Origin of the sequence: Ferroplasma sp. (assembly GCF_031200575.1) — an archaeon.
In the GTDB taxonomy this organism is placed as follows: Archaea; Thermoplasmatota; Thermoplasmata; order Thermoplasmatales; family Thermoplasmataceae; genus Ferroplasma.
The window spans coordinates 1,441,672-1,458,304 of the sequence record NZ_CP133597.1 but is presented as its reverse complement, the minus strand read 5'-3'; the positions used below and the strand labels follow the sequence as shown (position 1 = coordinate 1,458,304).

Here is a 16,633-nt window from a genome sequence, read left to right as displayed (position 1 = left end):
ATTGTAATTAAAATTTATAAAGTGTGTACATGATATCAAGATGTATGTTCAAATGCCCCACCACCAGACTTCTCCTCCGCGTCTGCAGCATTTTCTGCTGAATTTTCTTGTTCCTCACTTAATAAAATCTTTTTTCTATCTTTAAGATACTTTTCCTGCTGCTTCATCTCCTCCTGTTCTTTCTTTTTATATTCATCCATTAAATCACCTTATTATCTATTGTTTAATCTATTAGTGCTATTTAATATTGATGTTGGATAGTGATTCTTAAACAAAAATCTTTCCATTTCATGAGACATTGAGCATCGACCTCCTATAATAATTATGCTTTCTCCTTCTGTAGCCATCCTTTAAATTCTTTAAGAATGCTCTGTAATACTCCCTGAAGCTGCTGTCATTGTTCCATTTGTCAAGAAACTGCAATGGTGAATAGTAATCTAATGTGGAATGGGGCCTTATACTGTTATAATCATGGAATGCATTCTCTATTATTTCCTTGCCATCATTGAAATTATTGATTTCATTGATCCATATATAATCTGTCTTTTTTGAATTATGGAATGATTCAATATCTCCATTCTCCTCAGGTGTTTCCCTTTCTATGTATTCATGGTTAATCCCCATTGTTTTCAAATAATTATTGAATTCCCTAGAGATATACTGTGGACCATTATCTGTTCTTAATGTAATATTCTCTGGTATTATACCATTGAACTTCCGCATAATGGAATCATCCATGGCATTTATTGCATCCCTCGAAGTGCATGATGTATTATAGCTATAGCCATACCATTCTTTAGAGAACACATCCTTTATGCACATTAAATATGCCATTCCATTGTTTGTTGGAATATATGTTATATCTGTTTCTATGAGCATTTTAGGCCTGTCGGCTCTTAACAGCTTCAGTTCCCTTCTATTCTTATGGCTATGCACTGGCAAGGTTAGATTATTATTTTTCATTATCTTATACACGGTCTTCTTGGCTATTCTTGTGCCAGAATTCCTTAATAATGTATATCCTGTTATAGCCATAGGTTACTCTTTCCCTGCATAGCTCTATTATTTTACTAATAATGCTGCTGTCAATCCTTGTTATATATCTGCTGTCTTCAATGCTTTCATGCTTCTTCCTGTAACAGTATGTTATTCTATTTATTCCAGAATAATAACATGCATTTTTTATTTTTATTCCATTATTATCCATTTCATCCACTGAACTCACCTTTTCCTCCTCATGTAATTTTTTTTAAAATTATATTTGCTATGGTCATTTCACCTATTATTGCCTTTAGCTCCTCATTCTCTTTAATTAATGCTTTATCAGGGTCCTTTCCCTCTAATCCCTTTCTTCCTCCTTCTAAGAACTGATCCTTCCATTTATAGAACATTGAAACTGCTATTCCATGGTTCCTGCATATCTCTGATATGGTAATATCAGGATTCTGGAATGATTCCATTATAATACTGTAATTCTCCTCACTACTCCATATTCTTCCAGGCATTTAGATTGCCCCCCTTATATATTTATATAAATTATTCATTATATATCTCTTTAGATGTGTATAAGTTTAAACTATCCATAACCACTTTATATAGTATATTATCCTGACAGGAAGAGGCACTACTTCTCCTTTTACACAGCTATAAATGTAAATGAAGACAATGTAAGGGAAATAGCAGAGATATACCGGGAGAGGTGGGGAATAGAGAACGGCCACCTGGAGAAGAAGGATGCAAAGGAGAAGACACATTCACCTGATATGGGTGTAAGGCATTTCCTCTTCCACCTCTCAATCCTGCTGTATAATATGTGGGTTCTTCTTAATCTTATTAGAAGAACAGCAGGATCTGGATGGATTACTCTCATGGACTTTATCATCTCCATGGGAAGAAGGTGCAATATGATTATAAACAGCAATGGATGAGTAATAGTAGGGCGAGGCAATGAATTACTGGTATTCGATGTGCATTGATAGCTTCAGCCATGGAGCTAAAACACGTTTCTCCTCCTGAACTGGGTAAAATATCCATTTATGTGTTACTCATAGCACTACAGTCATGGCAGTTCATGCATCAAACGGATAGAATAACATAATGTTTTCATGTTAAAGGGCTATGTTTCACCATCTGCTATTTACATATGCGGAGAGTCTGATTGTAAAGTAAAGTTTATATATAACTATATATTATATTTTTAATGAATAAAAAGGGTATTTTAGGAAGCAAGAAATTAGTTATAGCTTTTGCTATAATTGTGGCATTGCTGTTTTTGATGGAACCTCTCAGTGGTAATATTGGGGGCAACGCCACTCAAAATTCTGGGTTGGTATCTGGAAGTGCAGGTCAGACGGCATTGCCTGTAAGTGCATCACCAGCAGTCCCCACATCAGCTAATGGCACGTTAAAACTTGCACAAATAGGTAATCCTGATCACGTTAACTATTACGAGGCAGCAACTGTATGTGACTTTTACATACTTGATTTATTGTATAGTTCTGCAACTACAGAGCTTCCGAACGGGAGCTTAATATATTGTTTGGCAGATAACTATACAGTTTCAAAACCAGCAACACCTATAACAACTTTTGATCCACTAACTGGTGCAGATTCAAGTGTTTATGAAATATATACAGTGCATATAAGACCGGGTGTTGAATGGAGCGATTACAATTCAACAAACTCAGCTGACACATATATATATTCTAACCACACATCATTTACAAACGATACTGGCGTTTCATTTTCACATACATATAAACAGGTATATAACGCAACTTCAGGAAAATATCAGGCAGCAGTACCAATTACAATGAGAACAGAATATGTGCAGGCTGCAGACTTCATATTATCATGGAAACTATTGAACAGTGCTGAAGATCTATCTGGGGAATATGCACATGTAGTAAATGTAATGCCATTGAATAATCTCACCGTTGAATATTTCCTTAATGGACCAAGTGGTATATTTGTTCCAGATACTCTGGAAACGCCTATACTACCATATCACATATGGGTATCACATGATTATGCTTCGGCAGGGAGTGGACTGTGGAATGAAACAGCATCATCATCAACTTTACCTAGTTCAGGTGCATATAATGAATGGGACATGGGGCATAGCGGAGCATTCGGTACAGGAAATGGGCTATATCCGGGACTTGTTGGTACTGGCCCATTCATGATGAATGGTGGATTTGGCGAACCCGTAGGGCATTTATTTACCAGCGATTACTGGTCTGTTTATGTTAATCCGCATTTCTTTTTGAGAACTATTAGTAATAGCATAAATGATGCATTACCAGTTAGCCCTAATCCTGTATATGATGTAAGCCAGTTTGCTCCAAAAATATATAGTGTAAATGTATCTATTTACGCTAGTCCTTCAGGAGCTGTTGGGGCTTTAAGTACCGGGAAAGTCGATGCAATAGAAAGCGATTTATCTAGTGAGTTTTTACCAACAGTTGAGGGGATTCCTGGCGTTAATGTACTGGAAAAACCTTCTACTGGATATGCATATTTCAAATTTAACTCATATGCAGATGACGCACCATACAATATTACTGCATTCAGACAGGCATTGAGAATGGCATCTCCCCTTGGTTACATACAGTCGTCAATTTGTGACGGGTATCTTACGCCAGGTTATTCTACCATACCTGCAATAGATTCTCCTTACTACTATTCGGCTGTACCATCATTTTCATATAACCCGTCAAAGGCTAATAGCACCATAGCCAGTATACCGGGAATGACATATAAGGGCGGGCATTGGTATTATAAAGGCACAGAGGTAACAGCGACAATACAATCTCCATCCTCATCCCTTATACCACAGATATTTACCGGTTACGAGGCCATCGCTTCAGACTGGGATAAGATAGGTATAGCTACTACAATCGAGTCTGAAAGCTTTTCAACTGAGATTACACATTTAGATGCATATGATAACGCTGGTGCGAGCCCGTCTACATCCTATAATATAATAACGCTTGGAGTATCTGGTCTCCTTGGAGATACGGCTGTAGATGTAATAGATGACTACAACTATTCCTCCTCTATAGGCACAGGAGACTATCAGGGGCCATTTTCTGGCATGAATGTAACCACGCCATTAAATAGTATATTCAATATACCTGATACATACATGACTGGCAAACAGATAGATTCGTTAATGACTAATTTAACCAATATAGCAACTTCTTCCTCTAGCGTCCGCACAGTTGTGTCTGCAATGGACGTGATGCAATATATAGAGGATAATGAGTCTACTATGATGCCTATTGGATACGGGCCCAAGGACAATATAGCATGGCAAACCAGTACATTTACGGGCATAACTGACGTGCCGTCAGATATAAACGGGTTCTGGTATTATAATGAAATGTCAGTTCATCTGAAAAGCAAGCCCACGGTAATATCTAAACCAACTGCACATGTAGTGGTTACTGGGTATGCGAATCAGACTGTATATACCGATGGACAGTACGGTCAAATAACTTATATAGCCACTAACAGTTTGAACGGAAATCCTATATCCGGGGCTAAGGTGACAGTTACAGAGGAACCATCACTGCTGAATATAACTTCGTACACACTTACCACTAATAGCCAAGGTATGGCAGTGTATAAATTCCAGGTCTCGCCTGATAACTCCTTCATTAATGTACTTGGATACAATGGATTAGTACCGGTGACAGCTACAGTGGTTCCTACTAACACAAGCATAGCCTCTGGAATAGGAATAGTCAACGTAAATGATCTACCTCACAGTGTAGCATACAAAGTATCAGGACCTTCTGCAATCTCTGGAACTGGATATAATTATTACAATATAACAGTATATAATCCGATAACAGGTAAACCTATCTCAGGTTATGAATATACTATACAGGCTATGCGGGCAGCCATTACAATGAAAAGAACGTCTTCGGTCCAAAGCATCTCTAATGTAAGTACTTACAGTGCATTATGTGATTACACAGAAGTATCTATACCAGTAAATAGTACATACAATAGCACTATGATGACATCTATAACGGGCCAGACTGGTGCAAATGGAAACATATCTGTGTTAATTGCCGTAAATTCAACTTTCAATTATACACTGAATGGGGCTAATGTATTACAGTATATATACCTAGGAGATTATGCTCTAGACGCCCCGGTATACGGTGAAGCTCCCTATATGGTAATCGGTGAGGTGACATCCTCAGAGAATCCAAACGGGTATGGGTCCGGGGAACCAGTTGAACTTCCAATAGAGCTGGAGAAATCCCCAAATAGTTATGCTATATCAGTAAGCCAGAAACAGATATCTTCTAAAGTAACAGAGCTGATGTATAAGGTAACTGATAATGGGAAAGCTGTTGCAGGATACAGTTTGAATGTAAGCTCTCAAAATGCGCTGGGTGCAAACAGAGGTTACTTCCTGAATTCAAATATGTCAATGTCAAACCCGAATGGTTTGTTATTAACAACCTGTGGGCCTGCTACTGGCAGTGGATTTGAACCTGCTATACATTTAGTAACCAATGCAAATGGAATCGCATATGCGAATTTCACATCAGAGTTCTATCAGTACAACAAGACTACTGGAGTCATAATGCCAGAAACTGTTAATAGTTCGATACTCCCATATGATGAATTCCAGATAACCGCGTATGGAGATGGAGCTGTAGCAATCCAAACTACTAATTTACAACAAAATCAGATAGAATATATGTATAATGTGACATTTGCAGAAAGTGGATTGAGATCTGGAACCACATGGTCTGTAGCACTAAATGGGGTCACTGAAAAGTCATCCACCTCCAAAATAGTATTTGCAGAGCTAAATGGAACATATGTTTATAAAGTGGGAAACATATCTGGATACAAAATACTAAAGAATAGTTCAGGTAATGTAACCATAAACGGCTCTAACCAAACTGTGGATGTTACATTCAAGAGTATATCCAATTATACAGACTATTACATCATAGGTGGGGTAATAGCTGCCATAGTTGTCATTGGACTTGGACTCTTCTTTATAACAAAAAGAAAAAAACAAAAGACATAAGATATTTTATAAATTTTTTATTTTTTTCATAATTACTAAAATTTGAATTTTATTTTTCATAATTGTGTTCCGTTTATAATTAATTTCCTATCTTATCATACGTATAAGTATTACATATTAATCCTCAAAAAACGGTTGTATCTCATTGAGAGAAAAAATGATTGCCAAGGTATGCCATGAAAGGTTTCCAAGGATTCTGGAGAAGGGGCTTTCCATGTGATTCCAGTATGATTGTGAGTCTTTGAAAGAGGCCAAAAATTAATCAGTATAACAAAGTAGACTCGCTATATATAAATTCATCAGGATTGGCTGTTTCACCTCTTTCCCTTTCAATGTATCTTACATTGTTTTTTAACATTGCATAGATTGTTTCTGCTAATATTCTTGCTATTATAGATCTTTTCTTTCCCAATCTTCTTACCATGCTAAGATATTTTGATTTAAATTTCCTTGTATACTTTATTAATGAATGTACTGTTTCAACCAAAAAGAATCTTAATAATGATGGACCATGCTTTGTTATATGGCCCTTTATTGCCTTTTCACCAGATGAATGCTCCCTAGGTATTAAACCGGTGTATGATGCAAATCTTTCCTTAATAAATGATATGTCATTATTAAGGATCTTAAGACTATCTTATCAGAATAATTAAGATTGTTATAATTATTTTCAATTTCCCTTAATCCCTTCTTACCGAACGGGTCTGTAGCCTTAATTATTATTCCATAGGATGTTAACAGTGCATGTGCCTTATTCTTCTTTAATGTTATCTCCCCTCCAAGTGAATGCCTGTACCTTACCAGGGACCTTACATTCTCTATATCTCCTGATAGAATGTATATCTCCTTCATTCCTCCCTTCCTGAATACATCTGCAAGCTGGAATGAATCCTCCCTGTCTGTCTTCTTGCAGTTATTTGCTATTTCAGGAACCTTTGCAGGATTTATCAGGTGAACCTTATAGCCAAGCATTGACAACTCCTTAGAGAGATACTTGCCTGATGTTGATGATTCTATTACAATATCATGATCCCTGTAATTAAATAAAAATCCATTAACCACCTCTATATTATTCTCCATATTCCTCTGGACAATAAGAGCCACATTATCCTCCATAGCCGTAGCATATACGGAACGTTTATGTACATCCAAGCCGCTTACCATTTAATCGCCTCTGATTCTGTGAGATTTAGAATCGTAGACTCGACAAACTCCTATTCACCTTATTAGATGTTAATGAGGTAAGAAATCGAGTCGAAGGGCGGCTATTCTTTCTAACGGCCTCAAGGGTCAAGCTGCATAACAACCGCCTTCGATTCTCACAGCTATATCGTCATATAGCTGAGGCTAAATAAGGTTTTTCATGATTTCTTTCCTTGATGTTCTCCAGGGAATGATGTGTATGAATATAATGAATCATACCACTTATACAGCATGTCAATGGATTTATTTAATTTCATTTCCTCCATTCTATCTATTGCTATCTTAAACAGTGATTCATCCATTAATGCCTCTGGCACTAACTTTGATATATTCTTCCACTGTTCCCTTTCCATGGTCTTCCTTAAATTCCTTATGAAATGGAAATGGCAGTACTGCCATAATGATCCTGGGAACGATTCCTTAATAGATTTCATTATACCATTATGACCATCTGATATTACAGATTTAAGACCTGTCAATCCCCTTTCCTGGAGCTTGAAGAAGAAATTATTCAAGTCCAGCTCATCCTCTGAATTATAAACATCCATGGAAAGAATCTGCCTTATTCCATTGCTGTTTACAACTATTGATGTGTATAATGCCATTGGTCTGTATTTACTATTTTCCCTGACTTTAAAGTATATTGCATCTATGTACAGGTATCTTATTTATCATCTATCCTTGTTTCCAGGAACTCTTTAACCTTGGCATCAAGTTCCTTATTCAGTGATGATACATACTCAGGAGATACATTTACACCCAGATTATTTATTATATTGTTTACTGACCTGGTTAATACTCCATTAATGTATGACTCAGCTATTACAGAGTCTAAAGCCTTTTCTACAGTTGAATACTTGTCAAATACAGTGGTTGTGAATAAACCTGACCTTATATCAGGCTTGTCTAATGTTAATTCTCCATCCACAGTCTTTAATTTCCTCTTCTTTGTCCCATTCCTGTATCCTGTCCTTTTATTATTCCTTTCATATTTATCAGCATTTAATTGTTCAATGGCCTCCTGATCCATTACATTGTTTAAAAACCATGTAATCAATTCCTTCTTTCCCTCTTTTCTATCATTTATGAAAAGCTTTATTAGTTCTTCTATACTTATTAATTGACTCTTTGCATTTGTCATTTTGTTTACCTCATTATGATATTGCAAAGAGTCATTTTCAATTTACAGTGAAAGTATTACATTATCACTTCATTCTTGGCTTGTATTCTCTTCTTATATTTTTATTGGGCATACATAGGAAATATTTAAGGAGCAATATAAAAAGAATATGGAGAGAAGCCTTTTAATATAAGACATTGGTAATTAAAATAATAAATTCGCTTTCCAAAAGGTTTTTATAAATAATATGAATTGCACCATTGATACTTGATGAATGTGTACCTTATTAGTAGAAAAGTATTACAAGCAGTATTTTTGATATTGTTTGTAGTAGTAATCTTATATGTCCTATTACGGTTAATGCCTGGTAATCCTGCCGAGTTATATATCCGTAATTTAAAGCATCCTACTAAAGCAGCCATAAATAGTATTTACAAAATGTATGGTATAAATCCTAATAATAAATTTGCCCTTAGTTCATTTTTAGTATATTTGCACCAAATGTTCACATTTCATTTCGGCTATAATCCGGCTGAATTAAGCCAAAGTATTTACTCAATGATAGCAACTGCACTTCCATATACACTGATCATCTTTGGAGTTGCGTCAGTTGGCTCATTCGCTATTGGTATACCATTAGGGATAGTAACTGCATTTATTAGAGGGAAAAAATCTGAAGGCCCTACATTAGTCACTGCAACAATATTAAACTCCATCCCATTTTTTGTAATGGCTATAATAGTATATCTAATTTTTGCTGTTTATTATCCTATATTTCCATTAGCTGCTTCTCATTATAGATTAGGGCCATTTCTTAGATCACCTTCATTCAGTGGTTTTCTTGTTTTATTACACTATTTTGCAATGCCAATTCTAACTCTTTTAATTATTGAAATTATGGGCCACTTAATTACTATGAGGAGTATTATGGTATCCGTATTAGGAGAAGATTTCATACAAACGGCTAAGGCTAAAGGGGTAGCTCAATCGTCAATTATGTTTCACCATGCCGCAAGAAATGCTATGGTTCCAGAATCAACCCGAATGGCTCTCGAGTTTGCCCTTCTTATGAGTGGTGCAGTGATAACAGGTATAATTTTTGAAATACCGGGTATGGGCATACTATTATATGATAACATTTTGATTGAGAATTATCCTGTTATAGAAGCATCATTATTTATCTTATCTTTAGTTGTTATTGTGTCGTATTCTTCAGTAGATTTTATACACGCATGGTTAGACCCAAGGGTGAGAGTATGAAAACGAATAAAAAAATTTTAAAGGATAACATTCAGTTTAAATTAAAGAATTTCGGAAAACAATTTAAAGTCTTTTATAGATCATGGTACGGTAAAGCCGGTTTTTATATATTAATAGCATTTATAATAATTGCGCTACTCGCTCCTGTACTCGTACACGGTAACCCTTTTAGCGCTGTTCCATCGGAAGACTATTTTAAACCACTAACTATAGAGGATAAGAAACTAAATTTTACCGTGGAAAATAGCTTGAATCAGATTTCTGCTTCAGTTGGCGAACACAAGGCAGGTAACTATTACCTATTTACTGGTGGTAAAACTGGGGGGCAGTATGGGATATTTGCAATTACAGCGAATGATAGTGGAAAGAGCTGTTTACTATTTAAAACCAATGGCTCAATCACTAGCTTGAAGGCTTTCTCTCCTGAGAATCCAACAACTTTATCATTTGAAACTGATATTTTTGCGTCGACAAATAATAGCTTATATGTTTATCAGGCGATATGTTCTTCTTCTGGAACTTCAGTTAAAGCAAACCAGATTGCACAGGCTTCTGTTAATGGAACAATCATAACAGCAACTGTCAGTACAAACAATTTAAGATTCGTACAACCCCAAGCTATAACTGATGAATTTATGGGACCTACAAATACCTCAACAGTATCCCCATACGGTTCATATACATATGCAGTAATACAAAATAATACTGGTAGATATTTAAATGAATATTACAGTTATAACTTACATGAATTGTGGTCTCACAAGCTAGAATTAGCTGGCACACCTCATATTTACTTTTTGGGTGATAATTACTTAACCACTTCACGTCCGATCGTTATAGTTACAGAGGGGAAAAGTGTTGCTGCTTATGAAGTAAATGGTAGCATGGAATTTAATGCCAGATACTCTTTTGATGTAGGGAAACTTGAAATTCCTAGAGCCTACCAGGATGTAGCCGGAACTCATGATGCTTTTACAGCATCAAATAATTCGCTATATACTATAAACTTAAAGAATGGATCGATGAATAAGATATACACAGCTTCTAAAGACATAAGTTCGGTTGGTGTAAGCAGCGGGTCTAGCGGTTTTCCATCAGATCTAATTATATCCTCTGGTAATTATTATTATGCGCTAGAAAAATCAAAAGCAGGGGTATTACAGGCTGTAAATCAAATTAAATTGCCCTTCGGTGTTAATAATATTGAATATTATCATAGTGGTAAATTCTTGCTTACCAATACTACTACTGGGCAAATGATATATTTAATAAGCCCATTCCAAAAATATCCATATTCATGGCATTCCAATCTAAAAGCACCTATAGGTACTCCAATACTCTTTGAAGAACCTTATGGATTTAAAGTTGGAAAAAACGTCACAGATGCAGAATCTCCTACTATTGCATATTTAAATGGTAATAATATTATTTTTGACAGTTTTGAGGGGATTCCTATAGTAATAGGGCCAACCTTACATACTGTATCAGGTATCCCGTTACCATTGGGAACTAATATAGCCCATGATAATGTATTTGCATTATTTATTGATAGTTTCCCACCAGATCTTGAAGTGGGCTTTGCGGCAGGAATTATGACCATACTAATATCATTGGTGGTAGCAATGTTTATTGGGTATTATTCTGGACTGGTGAGTTCTTTTATGGAAACTTTGGCACTTTCTATATTCCTAATACCAACATTACCGTTATTCATAGTACTCGCATCTGTATTGGGTCCATCACTTCTTAACCTCATATTCATATTTTCATTGCTTGGTTGGCCGTTTGTAACTTTCTCCCTTATAGGTATTGTAAGAAGTGTTAAAACGAGGACATTTGTAGAATCGGCCAAGGTATCAAATATGAAGACATTGAGCATAATGAAACGTCATTTTATCCCAAATATGGGGACATTGCTGGTATATCTGACTGCGATTAATATTGGGGGTGCTGTTGCGGCTGTCTCTACTTTTGAAATTCTCGGTCTAGTTAGCGTAGCTATACCTACATGGGGCGGAATGCTTAGTTCATTTCTAGGAGATTTCTATTCTATATCAGTTTATCCGTATGCTACTATACCTCCAATAGCGGCACTCACCCTATTCATACTGGCGTTTATATTCATTTCTAGGGGTATAGATGAGGTCGCAAATCCAACATTAGGTGGTAGAAAATGATCGAACAAGAAGAAAGTATGTATCATAGAGGGAGTGTACTCCTTGATATTAAAAATTTGAATATTGACTTTAAGGTTTATGGTGGTCTGGTTAAGGCTGTTAGAGATGTTAATCTACAAATAAAAGAGGGGGAATCACTCGGCATACTTGGAGAATCAGGTTCTGGAAAAAGTACCATCGCCCTTGCAATCTTGTCACTCTTACCTGAGAATGCTATAACTACAGGGTCAATATCGTTATATGACGATAAATACGTTGACAGTAGCACAAAACCTAAGGATAGGAAAAGAATGAAAATTCTAGACCAAAAATTAAGAAATATGAGATGGAAAGATATTTCCATGGTTTTTCAAGGGGCAATGAATTCATTTAATCCAGTATATACTATAGGTCGCCAGATAGGGGAAGTATTCAGGCTACATACAGATTTGAATAAGCAGCAGATAGATAAAAAGATTGTCGAACTTCTGAAAGACGCGGGGCTCACTCCTGCTGTTAAGGATTCATACCCACACGAACTATCTGGAGGAATGAAGCAGAGAGCTGTTATAGCTATGGCTCTTGCCCTGAATCCCAAAATTGTTATAGCAGATGAACCAACAACTGGTCTGGACGTAATAACTCAGGCTGAGATTATTGCAACTTTGAAGAGGTTAAAACAAACAGGAAGAATAAAATCTTTCATTATAATATCCCATGATATTGGTGTAGTATCACAGTTAGCAGATAAAATCGCTGTGCTTTATGCAGGAGGCATAATGGAATATGGAACCGTTTCTGACATATATAAGAATTCACACAATCCCTATACAATAGAATTACTAAAGAGTTATCCAAACTTATCCAATGCGAAACAGCATGTTGAAGGCATACCTGGAAGATTGCCCGATCCGTCTAGATTACCTATTGGCTGTAAATTCGCAGACAGGTGTTACATGAAAGATTCTATATGTACAACTGAAGAACCTGAGCCGCAGTATATAGATAGTGTACATTACAGTAGATGCTATTTTGCCAAAAATATCAAAGAGAACTACCCAAAACCTCCAAATTTCGGGCATAATTACATTAAAAATACCAAATTAATAGAGGTAGAACATCTAACTAAAAATTTCGATTTAAAGAAAAATATTATTTCTTCTTTATATTCGAAGGAGAAACCAACAGTACATGCAGTAAGCGATGTAAGTATGGAGATTAGGGAGGGTGAAATAGTAGGCCTGGTGGGTGAATCTGGATCTGGCAAAAGCACACTTGCACGTCTTTTGATTGGTCTTTTAAAACCAACTTCTGGTGATATTAAATATTACCTCGATGAAAATAATGTTGTATATGTAAATAAAATGAAGCCAAATCATAAAGATTACATAGAATTTAGGAAAAATACTCAGATGATATTCCAAGATCCATTCGATTCATTAAATCCAAAAATGACAGTTTTCAATACGGTTTCAGAGCCCATGATAGGAAATCATATAACTAAGGATGTCATGGAAATGCAAGAAGCAGTAAAATTATCAATTGCTAACGCTGATCTTTTCCCTGTAGAATCATATATGGATAGATTTCCGTATGAGCTCTCAGGAGGTGAAAAGCAGAGGGTTGGAATCGCCAGAGCAACAGTTATAAACTCTAAATTTATCGTAGCCGATGAACCCACATCAATGCTTGACGTATCTTTAAGGGCTTCATTCATGAACAGACTTAATAAAATAAGGATAGAGCGCGGAATGTCGATTTTATATATTTCACATGACATTGCTTCTGTTTACTACCTCGCAGATAGAATTTATGTAATGTACCTAGGTTCCATGGTAGAAGGTGGAAAAGCTGATGACATTATAAAATTACCACTACACCCATACACTAAAGCATTAATAAAGTCTGTTCCAAACCCTGAACCGTCATGGAATCCAGGCCATATTGACATCATAGGAGAAATAGGCAATTCCATTGATATCCCGAAGGGATGCAGATTTTATGATCGCTGTGTATATAGGCAAAATATATGCAAAAACACTGTACCACCTATAAAGTCACGTGGAGATCACTGGTATAAATGTCATTTTGCTGAAAACGAATTAGAGCATTTAAAAAATGAACAATACAGCTAAAATCAGACTAAAATTTGCGATCATCCCACTTATAATTTTATTAGCTATTATGCTGGCACCGTTACCATTTTACTTTTATAAATCCTTTGATTATCGCGGTACAATGCCATTAATTATTTTTTTATCAGCTTTTATCATATTCTTTTTCGGGGCCTGGTGGGATTTCGGTGCTAGAAATTATCTTAGAGAGGTTATGGAAGAGGGAAAACCAGTAGGAGAATTTGATGTTAAGTATATAAATCGTCAGCAGTTAATAATGACACTAATTTTTATCATAGATGGATTTATTTATATATGCGTTGCCTTGGTTATAAATTATCTTTAGTTTTTGTATGTAATATTAACAATACTTTTGCAAAATGAACCTTAAAGTGAAAAGATATAACCATAATTGAATATTTGCAAGATATTAGTCTAATTTCAACAATTCCTGTAGCTAAACTTACTAAACGAATAGGTAAATTTTCTGATAACATGACATGTGGAATGAAGAGGTCTGTGAGGAAGCACTTCAGGGAATACCTTCCCGGAATAATGATCCCTCCTGAGAACAGGAGGAAGAGCATCTCAAACATATCATCACCTGTATCTGAGTACGATCAGATCACAATCAACAGGGCATTCCACGGAATAGATTCACCACTACTGGAACAGAACTATATTGGATCTCTGAAAACAATAATAGGAAACCATAGGGTTATGTTCATAGGTGACGATCACTGCTGGATCATCCAGGATCTAAGACTATGGAGTATGTAGGATGGTTCTTTGACCATGCATCAGGAAGCAATGTGCTTGCACACCAATCCGTTACCTCGGTACTGTACGATATTGATACTGATGCATTCTATCCATTCCTTACAGGGCTTTACCTTAAGAGGGCACAGTCAGGAAAAGAATTTAAAACAAAGCTTGAGATCATGGAAGACATATTCAATACAGCAGAAAACAACTTCAATGTGGCAGGGAAGGTTGTTGATTCACGGTACTCAAGTAAGGTTCCCTGGAAATAACTATGTTACAGAACTTAAAGCCAACAGGAAGGCATCATTTTATGATATGGTAAGGATATCAGTGAAGAACAGTGATTTGTTTTACAACATGGATGAGATTATTGAATCAACATTCCTCATGCATGAAATGGATTCTGATACTTTAAGGGAGTTCCCGCTTCAGAGGGAGTTTACAGTATATTTATCCAATGGAAATCCTGTCAACCTTATAATTCTCTACAATCCTGATAATAAAAGGAGAAATTCATAGCATCAGACTATCTTTCAGGTAAAGAAATGATAAATGCATGGAGCATAAGATGGTCAATAGAAAACTTTCATATGGATTCAAAGGCTTTATGTTTGGGAGAGTACCAGGTACGGGATAGTGAATTGTCGCTTATACACGCGAGGATCACTAGGTGGCCTATACCCTCCTGTCCATTATGACCAGACCATCAGGGAAACTGTTTGGAAGGATTTTAAAGACAATAGGTGAATGTTTCAGGGCTATAAAGGAGATTCTAATTCTAAAAAATAACTATAAATCGAAGTTATTTTCAGGATAAATGCAAAAGTATTGTTCTGATTTATTATGTATTTTAATTTCTTATTGTTTAGTTTCACCCCGGGTTTAGCATTTCTATCTATATTTAAGTGATCTTTAAATACGAACTCAATTAGGGATAACATAAAAATATTTACTTATTGAAATATTTTTATACTTTAATCTTATGGATTATTTATGCTTATCCATGAAAATCTAGGGATAATAGATACTGAATGTGTGATTGAACTTAATATTAAATCGCTCATGGCAGAAAACCTGAAAATTATTGGGAAAACCTTTACAGTATTCATTAAAAAAGAGCCGGAAGGCATATTCATGCAAACATTCATGGATAGCTCCCTTAAGGAAAAACTCATGCTCAATCCCGATGCCTTCCAGAGCATATCAGGATATCTTTCCTACACAGAAAAATTTGAAAATCCAGCAATACTGGAATTTATGGAATCCCTTGTGAAAATAAAAACTGCAATGTTACACCAGCCCTACCTGAAGGATGGGAAATTATACATCCCGGTTTCATACAGGCACACTTTTTCCAGGGAAATATCTGATGCGATTCTTCCAATGACAGTAATCCCGGGAATGGTTACAGATGTGGAAATACACCCAGTAGGTGGCACCCTGGAGATCCTGCAGAGGAGGAACAGGGAAAGGCCCGTAAAGGTGCTGAGGTTTTCTGTTTCTGCTGGTGCACACACAGACAGAAATCTCATATCAGCTCTGGAAGAGGTAGACTCACTGGGAAGGGTTGTGAATGATTACGGGTCCGGCGATAAGTTCCATATTGCAGTGCTTACAAAAAAGCCCCTTCCATTGAATGTATCCATAGAAAGCATACCGGGCATGGAAATGGCATACTGGGTAAATTTAGAAAGCCCGCTTCTGGGCAAATTGCTGAGGAAAGCCAATTCACGTGGGATATACCTTGATATAAACTTTATCAGGATTGAAAATGGCAGGATTATTTTCACCCAGTTTGTCCCGAAAATGATGGCGATGAGCTACATACAAATATTATATAATACTTCCTTAGAGGAGATCAAAAGAAATGATGTTGCAGTTGAGCTTGTAAGCGATCTGAGCGATTATATACTTCAGTATATATAAAATTAAAATAATATGTAATTTATCCCGC

At 36.1% G+C, this 16,633-nt stretch carries 17 protein-coding genes and 1 pseudogene; 8 read left to right on the top strand and 10 right to left on the bottom strand.

Annotation, left to right across the window (positions count from 1 at the left end; translation table 11 throughout):
• Positions 1–35: 35 nt before the first annotated feature.
• From RE471_RS07760 to RE471_RS07740, 5 genes are all read right to left on the bottom strand, one after another.
• A complete protein-coding gene (locus RE471_RS07760; RefSeq protein WP_309214272.1) occupies positions 36–200 on the bottom strand; it encodes a hypothetical protein in 165 nt (54 codons plus the stop codon).
• 88 nt (positions 201–288) lie between these two features.
• Positions 289–1,035: a DDE-type integrase/transposase/recombinase gene (locus RE471_RS07755; protein WP_309214271.1), complete on the bottom strand. Its 747-nt coding sequence runs from the start codon at positions 1,033–1,035 to the stop codon at positions 289–291.
• Positions 968–1,216 (bottom strand): hypothetical protein, encoded by a 249-nt coding sequence (locus RE471_RS07750; RefSeq protein ID WP_309214270.1) that lies wholly within the window; start codon positions 1,214–1,216, stop codon positions 968–970. Before RE471_RS07750 ends, RE471_RS07755 begins: the two co-directional genes overlap by 68 nt.
• Before the next feature lie 19 nt (positions 1,217–1,235).
• Positions 1,236–1,505, bottom strand: a complete 270-nt coding sequence (locus tag RE471_RS07745) for a transposase (RefSeq protein ID WP_309214269.1) — start codon at positions 1,503–1,505, stop codon at positions 1,236–1,238.
• Between the two features lie 131 nt (positions 1,506–1,636).
• Positions 1,637–1,888: a hypothetical protein gene (locus RE471_RS07740; RefSeq protein ID WP_309214268.1), complete on the bottom strand. Its 252-nt coding sequence runs from the start codon at positions 1,886–1,888 to the stop codon at positions 1,637–1,639.
• 312 nt (positions 1,889–2,200) lie between these two features.
• On the opposite strand from RE471_RS07740, the gene RE471_RS07735 reads away from it, so the two are divergent.
• Complete coding sequence (locus tag RE471_RS07735) at positions 2,201–6,061, top strand: ABC transporter substrate-binding protein (RefSeq protein ID WP_309214267.1); 3,861 nt, start codon at positions 2,201–2,203, stop codon at positions 6,059–6,061.
• A gap of 262 nt (positions 6,062–6,323) precedes the next feature.
• On the opposite strand, the gene RE471_RS07730 is transcribed toward RE471_RS07735, so the two are convergent.
• From RE471_RS07730 to RE471_RS07715, 5 genes and pseudogenes are all read right to left on the bottom strand, one after another.
• Complete coding sequence (locus tag RE471_RS07730) at positions 6,324–6,485, bottom strand: hypothetical protein (RefSeq protein WP_309214266.1); 162 nt, start codon at positions 6,483–6,485, stop codon at positions 6,324–6,326.
• A 66-nt stretch (positions 6,486–6,551) separates the two neighbouring features.
• Positions 6,552–6,596, bottom strand: a pseudogene (locus RE471_RS09965) (hypothetical protein); the annotation flags it as partial.
• A gap of 32 nt (positions 6,597–6,628) precedes the next feature.
• A complete protein-coding gene (locus RE471_RS07725) occupies positions 6,629–7,225 on the bottom strand; it encodes a transposase (protein ID WP_309214265.1) in 597 nt (198 codons plus the stop codon).
• Positions 7,226–7,422: 197 nt separating this feature from the next.
• Positions 7,423–7,917: a transposase gene (locus tag RE471_RS07720; RefSeq protein ID WP_309215755.1), complete on the bottom strand. Its 495-nt coding sequence runs from the start codon at positions 7,915–7,917 to the stop codon at positions 7,423–7,425.
• 11 nt (positions 7,918–7,928) lie between these two features.
• Complete coding sequence (locus RE471_RS07715; protein ID WP_309214264.1) at positions 7,929–8,405, bottom strand: transposase; 477 nt, start codon at positions 8,403–8,405, stop codon at positions 7,929–7,931.
• Positions 8,406–8,654: 249 nt separating this feature from the next.
• On the opposite strand from RE471_RS07715, the gene RE471_RS07710 reads away from it, so the two are divergent.
• The 7 genes from RE471_RS07710 (at position 8,655) to RE471_RS07680 (ending at position 16,605) form a co-directional block, all read left to right on the top strand.
• A complete protein-coding gene (locus RE471_RS07710; protein ID WP_309215754.1) occupies positions 8,655–9,644 on the top strand; it encodes an ABC transporter permease in 990 nt (329 codons plus the stop codon).
• Entirely contained in the window at positions 9,641–11,821 is a 2,181-nt protein-coding gene (locus tag RE471_RS07705; protein ID WP_309214262.1) for an ABC transporter permease, read from the top strand. The genes RE471_RS07710 and RE471_RS07705 overlap by 4 nt, the downstream gene beginning before the upstream one ends.
• Positions 11,818–13,935, top strand: coding sequence for an ABC transporter ATP-binding protein (locus RE471_RS07700; RefSeq protein WP_309214261.1), 2,118 nt, complete (start codon positions 11,818–11,820; stop codon positions 13,933–13,935). The genes RE471_RS07705 and RE471_RS07700 overlap by 4 nt, the downstream gene beginning before the upstream one ends.
• Before the next feature lie 486 nt (positions 13,936–14,421).
• Positions 14,422–14,694: a hypothetical protein gene (locus tag RE471_RS07695; RefSeq protein ID WP_309214260.1), complete on the top strand. Its 273-nt coding sequence runs from the start codon at positions 14,422–14,424 to the stop codon at positions 14,692–14,694.
• The gene (locus RE471_RS07690; RefSeq protein ID WP_309214259.1) at positions 14,682–14,948 is read left to right on the top strand and encodes a hypothetical protein; all 267 of its coding nucleotides are present in this window, start codon (positions 14,682–14,684) and stop codon (positions 14,946–14,948) included. The genes RE471_RS07695 and RE471_RS07690 overlap by 13 nt, the downstream gene beginning before the upstream one ends.
• A complete protein-coding gene (locus tag RE471_RS07685; RefSeq protein WP_309214258.1) occupies positions 14,911–15,198 on the top strand; it encodes a hypothetical protein in 288 nt (95 codons plus the stop codon). The genes RE471_RS07690 and RE471_RS07685 overlap by 38 nt, the downstream gene beginning before the upstream one ends.
• Positions 15,199–15,672: 474 nt before the next feature.
• Positions 15,673–16,605, top strand: coding sequence for a hypothetical protein (locus RE471_RS07680; protein ID WP_309214257.1), 933 nt, complete (start codon positions 15,673–15,675; stop codon positions 16,603–16,605).
• Positions 16,606–16,633: the final 28 nt, after the last annotated feature.